The organism is Anaerosporobacter mobilis DSM 15930 (genome assembly GCF_900142955.1).
Taxonomy (GTDB): Bacteria; Bacillota; Clostridia; order Lachnospirales; family Lachnospiraceae; genus Anaerosporobacter; species Anaerosporobacter mobilis.
The window spans coordinates 403227-419306 of the sequence record NZ_FRCP01000005.1 but is presented as its reverse complement, the minus strand read 5'-3'; the positions used below and the strand labels follow the sequence as shown (position 1 = coordinate 419306).

Annotated in this window: 13 protein-coding genes; all 13 read left to right on the top strand. The window is 36.6% G+C overall.

Annotated features, from left to right (window positions below; all coding sequences use genetic code 11):
- Positions 1-205 precede the first annotated feature (205 nt).
- The 13 genes from BUB90_RS01805 to BUB90_RS01745 all read left to right on the top strand — a co-directional run bounded on the left by BUB90_RS01805 (position 206) and on the right by BUB90_RS01745 (position 16001).
- Positions 206-1537, top strand: a complete 1332-nt coding sequence (locus BUB90_RS01805) for an aminotransferase class III-fold pyridoxal phosphate-dependent enzyme (protein ID WP_330393720.1) — start codon at positions 206-208, stop codon at positions 1535-1537.
- A 41-nt stretch (positions 1538-1578) separates the two neighbouring features.
- Positions 1579-2727, top strand: a complete 1149-nt coding sequence (locus BUB90_RS01800) for an iron-containing alcohol dehydrogenase (RefSeq protein ID WP_073282124.1) — start codon at positions 1579-1581, stop codon at positions 2725-2727.
- Positions 2728-2803: 76 nt separating this feature from the next.
- Positions 2804-3610 (top strand): ABC transporter ATP-binding protein, encoded by an 807-nt coding sequence (locus BUB90_RS01795; RefSeq protein ID WP_073282122.1) that lies wholly within the window; start codon positions 2804-2806, stop codon positions 3608-3610.
- Positions 3607-4437 (top strand): ABC transporter permease, encoded by an 831-nt coding sequence (locus BUB90_RS01790; protein WP_073282120.1) that lies wholly within the window; start codon positions 3607-3609, stop codon positions 4435-4437. The genes BUB90_RS01795 and BUB90_RS01790 overlap by 4 nt, the downstream gene beginning before the upstream one ends.
- 18 nt (positions 4438-4455) lie before the next feature.
- Positions 4456-5286, top strand: a complete 831-nt coding sequence (locus BUB90_RS01785; protein WP_073282118.1) for an ABC transporter permease — start codon at positions 4456-4458, stop codon at positions 5284-5286.
- An 83-nt stretch (positions 5287-5369) separates the two neighbouring features.
- Positions 5370-6557 carry an ABC transporter substrate-binding protein gene (locus tag BUB90_RS01780; RefSeq protein WP_242952459.1) on the top strand — a complete coding sequence of 396 codons (1188 nt, stop codon included), beginning with the start codon at positions 5370-5372 and terminating at the stop codon, positions 6555-6557.
- Positions 6558-7087: 530 nt separating this feature from the next.
- Positions 7088-8461 carry a dihydropyrimidinase gene (gene hydA / locus BUB90_RS01775; protein WP_073282116.1) on the top strand — a complete coding sequence of 458 codons (1374 nt, stop codon included), beginning with the start codon at positions 7088-7090 and terminating at the stop codon, positions 8459-8461.
- Positions 8462-8495: 34 nt separating this feature from the next.
- Entirely contained in the window at positions 8496-10043 is a 1548-nt protein-coding gene (gene preA / locus BUB90_RS01770; RefSeq protein ID WP_242952458.1) for an NAD-dependent dihydropyrimidine dehydrogenase subunit PreA, read from the top strand.
- An 83-nt stretch (positions 10044-10126) separates the two neighbouring features.
- A complete protein-coding gene (locus tag BUB90_RS01765) occupies positions 10127-11389 on the top strand; it encodes a Zn-dependent hydrolase (protein WP_073282114.1) in 1263 nt (420 codons plus the stop codon).
- A gap of 20 nt (positions 11390-11409) precedes the next feature.
- Positions 11410-12033: a cytidylate kinase-like family protein gene (locus tag BUB90_RS01760; RefSeq protein WP_073282112.1), complete on the top strand. Its 624-nt coding sequence runs from the start codon at positions 11410-11412 to the stop codon at positions 12031-12033.
- A gap of 17 nt (positions 12034-12050) precedes the next feature.
- Complete coding sequence (locus BUB90_RS01755; RefSeq protein WP_073282110.1) at positions 12051-13199, top strand: PucR family transcriptional regulator; 1149 nt, start codon at positions 12051-12053, stop codon at positions 13197-13199.
- Between the two features lie 134 nt (positions 13200-13333).
- Positions 13334-14074: a LuxR C-terminal-related transcriptional regulator gene (locus BUB90_RS01750; RefSeq protein WP_073282108.1), complete on the top strand. Its 741-nt coding sequence runs from the start codon at positions 13334-13336 to the stop codon at positions 14072-14074.
- Positions 14075-14297: 223 nt separating this feature from the next.
- The gene (locus tag BUB90_RS01745; protein WP_073282106.1) at positions 14298-16001 is read left to right on the top strand and encodes a M3 family oligoendopeptidase; all 1704 of its coding nucleotides are present in this window, start codon (positions 14298-14300) and stop codon (positions 15999-16001) included.
- Positions 16002-16080: the final 79 nt, after the last annotated feature.

The window sequence follows — 16080 nt, the reverse complement described above, 5'->3', positions numbered from 1 at the left end:
TACTTTGCACAAAGTAGATTACTACAAAAGTAGTAGATAATTACTTCTTTTTTGTGATTGTAGAAATATCAAAATAGAGATATAAATAATACATCAAACACAATAGTAATTGTGTTGAAGCACAAATAATGGAACTATAATTGAATAGTTTTCACCTAAAATACATAATTACATGTGCTGATGCACAGAGGTAGTCAAAGGAGAGATGGATATGACAGGAGAAGAAGTAAAAGAATTATCAAGAAAATATGTGTTGCAATCATGGAGTATACAAAAGACGCTTAATCCAGTTCCTATTGAAAAAGCAGAAGGCATCTATATGTATGATTACAATGGAAAGCGATATGCAGATATGTCAGCTCAATTAGTTAACTTAAATGTGGGATTTGGTAATCAAGCGATTGCAAATGCGATTAAAGAGCAAGTTGATAGATATTGTTATCTTGCACCTTCGTATGCAGTGGAACCTAGAGCAGAATTAGCCAAGATGCTTATTGATCTTCTACCAGATAATTTTGGGAAAGTATTCTTCACCAACGCAGGAGCAGATGCCAATGAGAACGCAATTAAAATTGCTAGGATGTATACTGGTAAGAATAAGGTATTTAGTCGATACAGAAGTTATCATGGTTCTTCCTTTGGAGCGGGAAATCTTACTGGAGAACCTAGAAGATTCCCATTGGAACCTGGAATTCCGGGATTCGTTAAATTCTTTGATCCATACATATATCGTGAAGCGATTGATTTCCCTTCTGAAGAGGCGGCAACGAAATTCTATCTTGCAAAATTAGAAGAACAAATCAAATATGAAGGAGCAGATAGCATAGCAGCAATCGTAATGGAAACAATAACAGGTTCCAATGGTGTTATTATTCCTCCGAAAGGATATATGCCAGGAGTTAGAGCACTTTGTGATAAATACAACATTATAATGATATGCGATGAAGTTATGGCCGGATTCGGAAGAACTGGTAAGATGTTTGCATTTGAAAATTTCGATATTAAGCCAGACCTAGTAAGTTTTGCAAAAGGTGTTAATTGTGGATATGTTCCATTAGGTGGAGTAGCAGTAAGTACTAAAATTGCAGAATATTTTGATGAACATATGCTATCATGTGGACTAACCTACAGTGGTCATCCACTTGCATGCGCAGCTGGTGTTGCATGTCTTAACTATTATAAAGAGTCAAACATAATCCAACATGTCTATGAAGTAGGGAAGGTTCTTGGCGAATTACTTGAAGAATTAAAGGAAAAACATCCATGCGTAGGCGATGTTAGATATATCGGATTATTCTCAGCAATTGAATTAGTAAAAGATAAGGAAACAAAAGAACCTCTTGTTGAATATGGTAAGGATCCAAACGGTGTCATGGGAAGTATCATTGGTAATCTTAAAGAAAAGGGATTCATGACGTATTCCCATGAGAACATGCTATTTGTTAATCCGGCTTTAATTATCACAGAAGAGCAATTAAAAGAAGAATTAGTAAAGATGGATGAAGTATTAGCTGTAGTTGATAAGGAATATATATAAAGAGTATTATTCTAATGAGTAAAGAAAAGTAGGTGAATTAGATGGCACAGTTTACGGTACCAACCCATATCATTACTGGCAAGGGAGCATTAGATGAAGCAAAAGCTTATATAAAATCATACGGGAAGAAAGCATTAATCGTTACAGGTAAACATGTTGTAAAATCAACGATGATGCAAGCATTAATAGAAAAATTAGAGGATATAGAAATAGAATATAATATTTTCGATGGAATAACTGGTGAACCCACAGATTGCATGATTGAAGAGGGAATCAAGGTGTATCATGATAATAATTGTGAGTTCTTAATCGGAATCGGAGGAGGAAGTCCGCTTGATGCAGCAAAAGCAATCGGTGCGATGATTACGAATCCAGGTGTTATCGCAGATTATAACGGTAAAGAGATACCGAATAGGATACCACCAGTAGTTGCAATTCCAACAACAGCTGGAACAGGTTCGGAAGCAACAAAATTTACTATTATTACAGATTCTAAGAAGGATATTAAAATGCTATTGAAGGGTGATTATCTTATACCAGAGCTTGCAATAGTAGATTACGAATTCGGAATGACAGCACCTAGGTCTGTTACAGTAGCAACTGGATTAGATGCATTAACTCATGCAGTAGAAGCATATACCTCGAAAAAAGCAACGGTTATGTCGGATACGTTAGCAGTTTCGGCAATCAAACGTATTGTTAAGTACTTACCTCTTGTATCTCAAGATGGTAGTAACCGAGAAGCAAGAGAAGAGATGGCAATTGCGGCACTAGAAGCGGGCATCTGTATTAATAATTCCAGTGTCACTCTAGTGCATGGCTTGAGTAGACCAATCGGTGCACTATTCCATGTACCACACGGGATGTCCAATGCGATGTTGTTGACAAGATGTATGGCGTTTGCAGCACCCGAGGTAACAGACCGATTAGCAATCTTAGCTAGAGAAACGAAAGTAGCAACTTTAGAGGAGAGCGACACCATTGCAGCAGATAAATTCATCGTGAAGTTAGAAGAGATCTGCAAGATTTGTGAGATACCTACTTTAAGTGAATATGGAATTAATCAAGATACATTTGATCGTGCTATAGAAAAGATGGCAACCGATGCAGTTGCAAGTGGAAGTCCTTCAAACACTAGAAGAGTGGTTACCAAAGAAGATTGTATGAAATTATATAAGGAAGTTTATTAAGAAAAGCGTGACAACGGTGTCATTTAATATGACCTGCTGCCACGCTTTTTTGTTGCTTAGTACAGGAGGAATCGATATGAGTGAGATGATAAAAGAAAGAGAAGTGGAGAGAGAGGTAGAAATCAAGATTGATGATGTATGCATGTCATTCAAAGATAATAACAGTAACGATGTGCAAGCTTTAAATCGTATTAACCTTGCTATTAAAAAAGGTGAGTTTATCGCCCTTCTTGGACCGTCAGGTTGTGGTAAGACGACTTTACTTCGAACAATAGCCGATTTGTTAGAACCAACTTCTGGGAAGGTAAGAATCAGTGGAATGACACCGAAAGAGATTCGGTTACAACAAAAATTCGGTATTGTATTCCAAAATCCCGTATTGTTTGAGTGGAGAACAGTTAAGAAGAATGTGGAATTACCTTTAGAGATTATGTATTGGAGCAAAGTAGAACGCAAGAAACAAGCGGATAGAATGTTAGAGCTTGTAGGGTTAACAAAATTTGCAGATCACTATCCAAAACAGTTAAGCGGTGGAATGCAACAAAGAGTCGGTATTGCTAGAGCATTTGGAATAAAGCCTAATATTCTATTAATGGATGAACCCTTTTCAGCATTAGATGAATTCACCAAAGAAAAACTACATGATGATTTATTAAAGATATGGAGAGAAACCAATAAGACAGTTATCTTTGTTACCCACAATATTCAAGAAGCTGTTTATCTATCCGATAAGGTGTGTGTACTTTCTCCGCATCCAGGAAGATTATCAGCTGTAGTAGAGATTGATCTTCCTAGACCGAGAACAATCGGTATGAAAGATAGTATACAATTCACCGAGCTTGTTGCGAAAGTAAGAAACAGTTTTGAAGGAGGAAGCCTATGAGTAAAGCAAAGAAGATCGTATCTTCGAAACCGTTTATTATGCTTGTCTGGGTTCTTGTACTGGTAGCAATTTGGGAGATGGGTGCAGCTAATATGGAGAAGACGAAACGTACTCCAGAGAATGTACTTCCTCATGTAAGTCAAATTGTAGCATCTGTATTCAGTGATAAGATGGTCAGCAATTCACAGACAGCGACACAGATTGTATGGAGTAGTGCGGAAGCTACTTTAGAAAGAGCCTTTATAGGATTCTTATTCGGTACAATATTTGGGTTTTTAATGGCATTATTAATGAAACTATCCGGGTTGGTTGAGAAAACCATATTTCCATATCTGATGTTGATTCAGATGATTCCAATAATTGGTATGGCGCCCATTATACTAGCAATTACCCATGACATAGGAACCAGTCGTATCGTAATTGCAGCAATATTAACGTTTTATCCAGTAGCAACCAATACGTTGGCGGGGCTTAATTCTGTGTCGAAGGAGAAATATGAACTCATGTATTCCTATGCAGCTAGTAAATGGACGATTTATCGGAAGGTACTAATCCCATCTTGTATCCCCTACTTTTTCACAGGATTGAAGATATCAGCGCCTATGGCAATTACAGCTTCTATTCTTGTAGATACCCTACAAGGTGATGGCGGACTTGGTTGTATGTTATCACAATCACTAAAGCATGCGATGAGCATCTATGTGTTCTGGCAAATTGTATTCTTCAGTGCCTTTGTCGGTATCTTAAGTAGTGTATTGATGGGAGTAATAGAAAAACGAGTATCCCCACATATGAGAGCAGATCGAAAAAGAAGGAAAAAAGTATAGGAGAGGATGGTAGTGTAGATGATTAAAAGAAAGAAAAATATATTCATACGGTTTTTTAGGAATCCTAAGGTACAGCCTTTCTTAAGCGTTATATTACCAGTAGCACTTGGAGTATTGGTGTTTGCATTATGGCAAACACAGATTTTACATAAGATACTGGGTACAGATACCTTTACATTACCACTACCAAGTCAGATCAATCGCATCATAGGGGATAACCTTCCTAAGATAATGTTGAATGTAAAGGCAACCGTCTTAGTTGCGGTAATCGGTTTAGCTATTGGTTCTTTCATTGGATATCTAATCGCGGTTTTGGCAACGGTATTTCCAAGATGGGGGGCAGGTGGATTATCCATTGTTGCAGCATTTAATGCCATTCCCATTGTAGCACTAGCACCAGTTATGACAAACTGGACTAAAGATGTGAGTAGTGATGCAAGTGTAAGAAGTATGGTAGCGAAGGTATTAGTAGTTATGATTGTCTCCATAGCAACGATGAGTGTGAATGCATATAGAGGATTGAATAATTTGCCGGAATTCTCATTAGACTTGATGAAATCCTATGCAGCAAAGAAAAGAGTGGTTTTCTTTAAGTTACGACTACCAAACAGTGTGCCTTATATATTCACAGCACTTCGAGTAGGAGTACCTTCTAGTGTTATTAGTGCAATTGTAAGCGAATATTTTGCAGAATATATTACAGGAGTTGGCAGGCAGATTAGAGAGAATATCGTTATTGCACAGTATGCAACCGCTTGGACCTACATTGCGGTGGCGTGCCTAATTGGAATAAGTATGTATTGTATCTTAATGATGTTTGAAGGTATTTTGCTAAGGAACAGAAAATAGTGGTCAGGAGTGTTTCATAGCTTAAAATATGGTTGTTCTACAATAAACATAGTGCCGCAACTGATGGCAGACAGGAGGATTTTATGAAAGATATGAGAAGATGTAAAGCAAAGAAAATGGTAGCTATATTGATGGTTGCAACGTTGACGATGGCATCATTAGCTGGTTGTAGTAGCAATAAGAAGGAGATAACTAGTAACCAAACACAAGAAACTACATCGACAGATACAAAGGCAGGTGAAACAGCAGATACTTCTACGGAAGTAAGGGCAGTAATGTCAAATGAGGAGATTGTTAAACTAGCAGCATCAGAAGGAAAAGTTGGTAACTGGGGTCTTGGTAATGAGTATGAAATTCAAGCTTTGTTAACCAAATATGGTCAACCAATTACATACCTAAGCCAGGCATTCGATATGGACGGCTTTGACGATGATTCTATTACATTAGCTTCTGCAATGACGTATAACGAACTTGGCTTAGTTAAGAACAGTTATGATGGTGCTTATAACTATAGTGACACCGTTGGTACAATCGATATGAATGATGAAGGTGTAGCGATGCTAGAGGATAATATCTTCTGTACTAGAGCATTCGCAGAGCAAAATCCTAATACGGTAAAAGCATTCATCTATGCTTCTATGAAGGGCTGGAAATACGCTTGCGAAAACCCTGAGGAAGCAGCTGAAATCGTATACAAATATGGTTCCTCTGTATCAGCAGAGCATCAATTGTATATGGCTAGTGAAGTTAAGAAGTTAGTTGAAACAGACATAAACGGAAATACGGTTACTGAGCTTGGTAAGATGGATGAAGCAGCTATGAGCCAAACCTTAGAATTAGCTAAAAAATATATTGCACTCGATGATAAGGCAGCAGCGGATAAACTTAGCAAACTTACCTTAGACGATGTTAGAGATACTTCTTACTGGGAAGGAGCAACTGCATCAACGGATGGCAAATTTGGAACGCCTGAAAAGGCTAGCGTAACAATCCAATTAAAATGGCTTCCACAAGCACAATTCATGGGCTACTATGTAGCACTTGAAAAAGGTTACTATGATGAAGTTGGTTTAGAGGTAAATGTTGTATCTGGTGGTGGTGATATCAGTGAAACAACAGCGGTAAGTAACGGCACTGTAGATTTTGGCGTAACTTGGTTAGCAAATCTAATAGCTGCAAATTCAGGTGGTATGGACTTGTTAGAGATCTCACAAGTATATCAAAGATCAGGACTTGTACTTGTTTATAAATTAGATACATTTATGAAATAACGTTTTTGAGCAAACTCTTATAGAATTCTGTTTTTTAGCAATAGTATGCCAGTAGAGAAGCAACATTTTGTGACTAAGAATTTTGCTTACAGTGAGGATACACAAGTACAGGTTAGAAGTTGGAGGAATAAATATTCTCTAGTATTCATTTTCAATGTTGTTAATGACGAACAATCAATAATATTTATTCAATATCGCCTATTTGTGTACAAAAAGTAGTAAAAGCAAAACTCTTAATACGTAGATTTACTTCTTGACTAACATCAATGACTAAAAAACGGTAGTGGAGCATTTATAGTACTTCTTAGTGTGTGCTTATAAAACTAGGAAAGCGAGGCATGGACGCCGAGCTAGCCTGAGCTAAGGCAGGATGCCGAATCGAAGGCGGGTCCGTATTCATTGATGAATGTGGTGAACACATAGAAGTACTTAAATGCGAAACGTGTTTTGTGTCATAGTGCGTTAGGTAAGAAGTAATGATAGATATGGTAGAAGTTTTGCGGTGATTAAGTAGAAGGGAATGGTGTGATATGGATTTATTAATTAAGAATGGAACAATTGTAACAGCGAAAGAAAGCTTTGTAGCAGATATTGGTGTTGAGGGTGGTAAGATTGTAGCAATCGGTAAAGATTTAGTTGGGGAAACAGATAAAGTGGTGGATGCCACTGGGAAGTTAGTATTACCAGGAGCGTTAGATGTACATACACATCTTGCAATGCCATTCGGTGGTACAGTATCAGCAGATAGTTATCTAGCTGGAACAAGAGCAGCAGCATGTGGTGGCGTCACTACAATTTTTGATTATCCGATTCAACATAAGGGTGAAACAATCTTAGGAGTAATCAATTCTAAGAAAGAGATTCTTGTGAATGAAGCTTGTGTAGATTACGCATTTCATTGTTGTATCACTGATTTAAACGGTGGTGAGATATTAGAGGAAATGGAAAGAGCAGTAGAAGCAGGAATCACAAGCTTTAAATGTTTCCTAGTGTATAAGAAAGAAAACATGATGGTTGATGATGGCACATTGGCAAGATTGTTGCTACGAGCAAAAGAGCTTGGGGCTATAATCAATGTTCATGCAGAAAATCCAGACCTGATTGATTTGAATATAGAGAAATTCTTAGCAGAAGGTAAGACCAGTGCATGGTATCACTACTTAAGTAGACCGGAATTCGTAGAAGCAGAAGCAGATAAGAGAGCTGTACACTGGGCAACGCATCTAGAAGCTCCAATCTACATTGTACATATGGCTGATAAAGAAGGGTTAGAAGCTTGTATTGAAGCTAAGAAGTCAGGACATGAAGTGTATGTTGAAACTTGTCCACAATATCTTGAATTCACTTGTGATGTATATAAGAGAGAAGACGGAAGAAACTTCGTTTGTTCTCCGCCAATGAAGGGAAAAGAAAGTCAAGAGGCTTTATGGGAAGCAATTAAGACAGGATTTATTGATACAGTTGCAACCGATCACTGTCCATTCCAAAGTTACGAAAAAGATTGGGGAAAAGATAATTTCACTAAGATACCAAATGGTTGTGCAGGTGTTGAGAATCTGTATCCATATATGTTAGATGCAGCCAATACAGGAAAGTTATCTTTTGAGAGAGTTGTGGAATTATGTTCTACAAATCCAGCGAAAATCTTTGGTTGTAAGGAAAAAGGTTCATTAGCTATAGGTAAAGATGCAGATATCGTAATCTATGACAAAGAGAAAGATTTTACCGTGCATGTAGAAAATATGCATTCTGATTATGATCATACAATCTGGGAGGGTAAAGAACTTCATGGGTATCCAGTGCAGACATATGTAAGAGGCAATTTGGTTTATGATCATGGTGACTTTGTCGGTAAACCTGGTTTAGGCAGATTCGTTAAGAGAGAAGCAAAAATAAATCTATAAAATAAATACTTTTTGGCACATTGGTGAAACGCCAATGGGTGAAATAGCTACGATACGTATGATAAGAAAACCAAGAGTGGAGGCGATGTTAATGAAGGCAATCGAGAGAATACTAAATACATTAACAGGTGCATGTTTTCTTTGTGAGAATCCAGCTTGTACACAAGCGTGTAGCAAGTATATGGATCCTGCAAGAGTAATACGGGCACTACGATTTGAGAATGTAAGTGGGGCGAGAGAAATCCTTACTGAGAATATAGATTGCACTACATGCGACGATAAAACATGTATGAGAGCATGTGTTAGAAGTAAATTTGATCAAGCAGTTGCAATTGACAAGATCATGACAGGGGTAGGAAACCTACCGTATTATGAATCAAAATCAATTGATTTATCAACAAGTTTATGTGGAGTTACCTGTGAGAATCCATTTTTCTTATCCTCTTCTGTTGTTTGCAGTAATTATGATATGGTGGCGAAAGCGTTTGATATGGGCTGGGCAGGAGCAGCATTTAAAACAGTTGGAATGTTCGTACCAGACGAAGTATCGCCAAGGTTTTCGCAAATAGAAAAAGAAGGTGAAAAGTTTGTAGGTTTTAAGAATATCGAACAGATCTCAGACTATACGTTAGAGGAAAATCTTGAGTTCTTCCGTAGATTAAAGAAGGACTATCCATTGAAGATTATCATTGCTTCTATTATGGGTAGAGATGAGGAAGAATGGACAAAACTAGCCACTCTAGTTGAAGAGGCTGGTGCAGATATTATTGAATGTAACTTCTCTTGTCCACATATGAGTGGAACGGGACTCGGTAGTGATATTGGAACGAATCCTGAACTAGTAAGTAAGTTTACGAAAGCAACAAAGAAAGGTACTTCCTTACCAGTCCTCGCGAAGATGACACCTAATATTACGAACATGGAGATCACAGCAAGGGCAGCAATAGAAGCAGGGGCAGATGGTCTAGCAGCAATCAATACGATTAAGAGTATTATGAATGTAGATATCGATACGTTCTCAACAGCACCAGAGGTAGGAGGGTATTCTTCTGTTGGTGGATATTCGGGCAAGGCAATTAAACCAATAGCACTACGATTTATTCATGATATGAAAGTAGATAAGGTGCTTGCAAATATACCGATAAGTGGAATGGGTGGTATAACAACTTGGAAAGATGCCATGGAATTCATAGCAATGGGGTGTTCCACGGTTCAAATTACAACCTCTGTTATGGAATATGGATACCGAATTATTGATGATTTGATTGACGGTTTAACTAGGTATCTATCAGAAAGAGGATTTAATAAGGTTGATGATATATTAGGTAAAGCGTTAAGTAAGATAGTATCAGCAGAAAACTTAGAAAGAGATAGCATCTGCTATCCTAAGTTTAATAGAAGTAGTTGTGTTGGCTGTGGAAGATGTATCGTATCTTGTTACGATGGAGGACATCAAGCATTAATTGCTGGTGAAGATAGAAAGCCGATTATGAATCCGAATAAATGTGTGGGATGTCATTTGTGCACTACGGTATGTCCAGTAGATGCCATATCTTTTGGAGTTAGAGTAAAGAAGAAATAAAGACATCGATTCAGTACTAATCCTTAAGTGAGCCATATGTAAACGTATAGAAGCACAAGAAGTTAGAAAGGTAGGTAATTATTATGTACACATGTAGTTTAGTTAGAATGTCAGATAAAATCAAAACATTTTCAATGTTCGGAGATGCTGGTCATGGTGGTATTACAAGATATTCCCTTTCACCAGAAGCATTTATGGCGAGAAATGAATTCAAGAAACGTATGGAAGCAATCGGTGCAATCATTGAAATAGATGATGTTGCCAACATGTATGCTACACTACCTGGTAGCGATCCGGATGCTAAGAGAATCGTTATGGGTTCTCATGTGGATTCCGTTAAGAACGGTGGAAACTACGATGGTATTCTTGGAGTTATGTCAGCAATGGAAGTACTAGAAACAGTTGCAGAACAGAATATTCCTCATAAACATCCATTAACTGCCATGATCTGGACCAATGAAGAAGGGTCATTGTATCCACCGGCAATGATGTGCTCTGGAATTGTATGTTATGATTATCTACCAGAAGATATCCGCGGTAAGTTTCGATACGAAGATATGATGAACTCTAAAAGTATTCTAGATAAAACGAAAACATTTGGTGATGCATTAGAAGTATCTGGTTTCAAAGGTGATAAGGATAATAGAATCTCTCCTGATAAATATCAATATATGTTTGAAACCCATATTGAGCAAGGCCCAATTCTTGAAGATGCAGGGAACACGATTGGAGTGGTTGATTGTGTACTTGGAATGTTTAACTATCGTGTCCGTTTCTATGGTCAAACTGTTCACGCAGGAACTTTCCCAATGCCTAAGAGACGTGATGCATTCTACGCAGCATCAAGAGCACTTTGTTACTTACATGACGAAATTGATCAATTAGGAGTTGATGATTTGGTTTATACAACTGGAGAAGTTGTATGCCACCCTTGTGTTCATACTTGTGTAGCTGATTACTTTGATTTCTCAATTGATGCAAGACATGAAGATCCAAAAGTACTTGAGAAGGTACTTGCAATTGTAAAGAGTGTTGTTTGTAAAGAGTGGAGTGGTTGTACTTGTGAGGTGGTAAAAGCTAGGAACCGTGATACCGTTTATTGGGATAAGAAATTAGTATCTTATGTTAAGTCGGCAGCAGAAGAATTAGGAATAAAACATCAATATATCCACTCTGGCGCAGGTCATGATGCTCAATTTGCTGCATACATGTTACCAACAACAATGATATTTGTTCAATCAAAAGACGGTTTATCACATTGTGAACCAGAATATTCAACTCCAGAACATTGTACAGATGGAGCAACAGTTATGTTGAATGCAGTTTTGAAAGCAGATGCTGAATAAGATAGTGAGGGGGAATTGTAATGAAGAATTATGTAATTACAATAGCAAGAGGTTTCGGTAGCGGTGGAAAAGAGATTGCTACCAAATTAGCAGAAGAACTTCAGATACCTTGTTATGAAAGACAAATCTTAACCATGGCTTCTCAGATGAGTGGAATTGATGAAAGTGAATTTGTTTCCGTTGATGAGAAACTACATGGTAGCTATTTAACGAAACTTTTGAAGGCGGTTCCTTATAATACGATTATTGAACCTACGGAAAAAGACTTTGTGTCAGATACAAACTTATATAATATTCAAGCAGAAATCATTAGAAACCTTGCAAAGACAGAGGCATGTATTATAGTGGGAAAATGTGCAGACTATGTTCTTAGGCAATATAGTAATGTAATTTGTATATATATCGAAGCACCACGTCATGCATGTGTAGCTTCTATCATGAACAAGATGAATGTTTCTGAAGAAAGAGCACATTATCTAATAAAGAAAACAGATAAATATAGAAGTAACTATTACAAGTACTACACCGGGGGTAAAGATTGGACGAATCCAATCAATTATGACCTTGTACTTAATAGTAATCGTATTGGTAGAGAAGATTGTGTGAATCTAATTAAAGAGTATATTAATATTAAGTTCAAGTAGGAAACGAGTGATGCGATATGGCGATACATCTTCAAAAATTATGTCAAAATTCTGATTACTTGTATGGAATGCGTATTCTTGCAGGTGAACAGAGTATGAATAAGAATGTTCAATGGGTACATACAATAGAAGACATTGAGGCAAGTAGCTTCTTACGTGGAGGTGAGTTAATATTCACTACCGGTATTGCAAAAAGAGAAGGTAACTGGTTGACTCCCTTTGTTAAGAATTTGGTTGAAAAAGAAGCAGCAGGTCTAGTAATTAATGTTGGCCCATACATTGATAATGTACCAATGGAAGTACTTGAATATGCCAATGAAAAACATTTTCCCATATTAGAAGTGCCATGGAAAACAAAACTAGTTGATATGACTAGAGATTTTTGCAATCAGATCATCAAAGACGAGCAACGAGAAGAACAACTCACTACAGCGCTTAAGAAACTAATGGAAACTTCGTATGATATGGAGAATCAGGTTGAAGTAGTTGAAAAGTATGGATTTCATAGAGATGATACCTATTGTGTAGTAGGCATTCGAGCAGCCAGAATGGATGAAGAACATGTATTAGTTTTTGTGATTAACAAAATACAGGAAGTAACAGCAGATTCATTAGAAAACATCAATATATTTATACAGAATCAAATGATTTGTATGGTGTTCATCGGATATACGAATGAAAAAATAGAATTCATAATTGATAATATTGTTAAAATGTGTCATAATAATAACAGTGATGTTCATGTAGGTATCGGACCGAATGTAAATAACATATATTTGTTAGCAAGAAGTTATTACCGAGCAATGCGGGTGATGATTTTATCAGCAAATACATCAAGTACCTACCTAGTCTTTGATAAACTAGATAGTAGGAAGATTCTAATATCAGTTGATGAGCCAAGAATCCTAAGAGAGTATTACCGAGATACATTAGGAAACCTAGAAGATTATGATAAAGAGCATAAAACGAGCTATGTAGAATTGTTACAACGATATATTGCATGTGATGGAAGCATTCAAAAAATCGCTGAAGAAGAGAAGGTACATCGCAATACGATTAATTATCAGTTAAACAAAATTAAGAAAATAATAGAAAGCGAAATCAGCACATTAGATGATAAGTTCCGTTTAATGTTAGCATTTCGAATTAAAGAGATATCTCAGTGAGGAGAAAAGGACCTCGCTGAGATTTTTTATTGTTTCTATGTTCTAGCTAGGTAATAATGACGTATATCAGGAAGAAGCATCGCTGTCAGAGATAGTAAGATTATGGATTTGTAAGAAGGGATTGGTGCAATAGTATGGGAGAATCATGGCATGGTAAATTAGCGGTTGTAAGTGATTTGATTTATAAGGTATACGCCATACATAACGTTAGTGATATGACTAGTCGCCTATTCGAGAGTCTGAGAATGTTTATCGAATACGATGCTGCTGATTTGTATCTATATGACGAATTGAATAAGGAATATGTTCTTAGTAACTCGTTACATTATCATGCAAAAGGCAAAAGGACAGCGAGGGAGTTAGGACTTAATATAGATATCCTTGATAAGAATACGAATATCGTATATAGAGAGTCAGATTATCAAAAAGAGGATTTGTTTGAACAAAAAAGATATATTCATACATTGTATAAGGAAAATCAATTCCAATTCGCCTTACATGTTATCCTATCTTATGAAGATAAGAGAGTGGGTGTAATAAATCTATATCGTTATATTGGAAATCAAGATTTTGAATATGATGATATGGCAATCTGTAATGTATTAAAAGAACACCTTGCGTTGCGATTATCTGTGGAGGTGCAAGAACAATCAGGAGTGAAATACACCGTTAGTGAAGTTGTCAATAGATTTAACCTTACACCGAGAGAAACCCAAGTCCTTAAGAATATGTTAGCAGGAAAAGATAATTATCAGATTAGTGATGAGATGATGATTAGCATCTTCACGATTAAGAAACATATCATGAATATCTATCGTAAATTAGAAATTAGTAGTCGTACACAACTGTTTAAGAAAGTTAAAGAATTTGAGTAGTAAGCAGACTGGATTCGAGAGTTAAGCGAGCTATCTTTTTGAGAGTCGTGGTGTACTTAATTGTAAAACACAACGGAACACATTGTATTTTAAAGCTGACTATATTATAATAATTTTTATATAGTAACTCATACTTCGCACATAAAATCTAGCAGTTTCCTACTCTTCGAAATCTACAAGTGCGAAGTTTAAGTATAATAATGAATTAAGGAAGGATAGTTTAATGGAAAATTTTAAATTTAGTGAATTAGAGTACATACGACCAGACTTTGATGCCTTCGTGAAAGAACTTGAAGATACTACAAAAAAAGTTAAGGCTGCAAATAGTTATGAAGTTATGAGAGATGCAATGCTTGAAGTATTAGAGAGTTCAGGTAAGCTTGAGTTTATGTGTACAATCGCGCAAATTCGTAATACTTTGAATACGACAGATGAATTCTACGAAAAAGAAGTTGAGTTCATTACTGTTACTGCACCTACAACAATGGAAGCGAACATTGGGTTAAACCAAGCAATCCTTGCTAGCCCATATATAGCTGATCTTGAGAAGGAATATGGAAAACAGCTATTAATTGGTATGCAAAGAGAGATAGATAGTTTTAATCCTGAGCTTGTTCCATATCTACAAAGAGAAGGATTATTGACAACACAATATCAAAAACTTATGGCGACAGCGGAGATTCCATTCGATGGACAGACATTGAATCTATATGGTATTCAGAAATATTTTGAAAATCCAGATCGTGAAACTCGTAAGAAAGCATTCAAAGCCTATTCTGATTTCTATCATGATAACGAAGAAGAGATGGAAAAGATCTTTGGAGAGTTAGTTGATATCCGTAATAAGATGGGTAGAAGTCTTGGTGACGAGAACTTCATCAATCTTGGATACAAACAACAAGGAAGATCAGATTATGGGCAAGAAGAGGTTGCTAGATTCAGAGAGCAAGTTCGAGAGGAAATCGTTCCATTGTGTGAAGAATTATACAAAGCGCAAGCAAGACGTATTGGTGTTGACAAGATTAAAGTGTATGATGAAAAATTCGTATTTCCAGATGGTAATGCACAGCCAATGGGTGATGACGATTTCATGATTAATAAGGCAAGAGAGATGTATCATGATATTAGCAAAGAAACAGGAGAATTCATTGATTATATGATTGAACATGAGTTAATGGATCTTAAGAATACACCAAACAAAGCGTCAACAGGATATATGACATACCTTACACCATTAAAGGCACCATATGTATTCTCATGTTTTAACCAAACAATCTTTGATATGCAGGTGCTTACCCATGAACTTGGTCACGCTTTTGCAGGATACCAAGCAATGCGTCATCAACCAATTTCAAATTATTATAGCGAATCAACAGATATTGCTGAGATTCATTCTATGGCAATGGAACAGTTTGCTTATCCATATGTAGAGCAATTCTTTGGTAAAGATGCTGATAAATATCGTTTTGCTCACCTTCAAGAAGCAGTTACATTCGTACCATTTGGTGTTGCGGTAGATGAATTCCAACATATTATGTATGCGAATCCAGATTTAACACCAAAGGAACGTACGTATGAATGGCGAAAACTTGAACAAAAGTATATGCCTTGGAGAGAATATGAAGAGGATGAGTTCATGGAACGTGGTGGTTTCTGGTACCACAAACTTCATATCTTCCTATACCCATTCTATTACATCAATTATACATTAACTACAATGGGTGCAATGGAACTTAAGAAACGTTATGCAGAGAATAAGGAAGAAGCTTGGAATGACTACATGAAATTATGTAATGTAGGTGGAAGTTTAAGCTATCTTGAAACATTAAGAAATTCAAACTTAGCAATTCCATTTGAAGAAGGAAGCGTTAAGAAAGCAATGTCTTATGTAAAAGATATTATACTAGATCAAATTAAAGATATGTAATAATCGTTATAATTAATTAAAGCTATTGCTAAACAGGAGTGTAAAGGGGATTTGCAAAAGGTGTTCAGAGTATATGAAT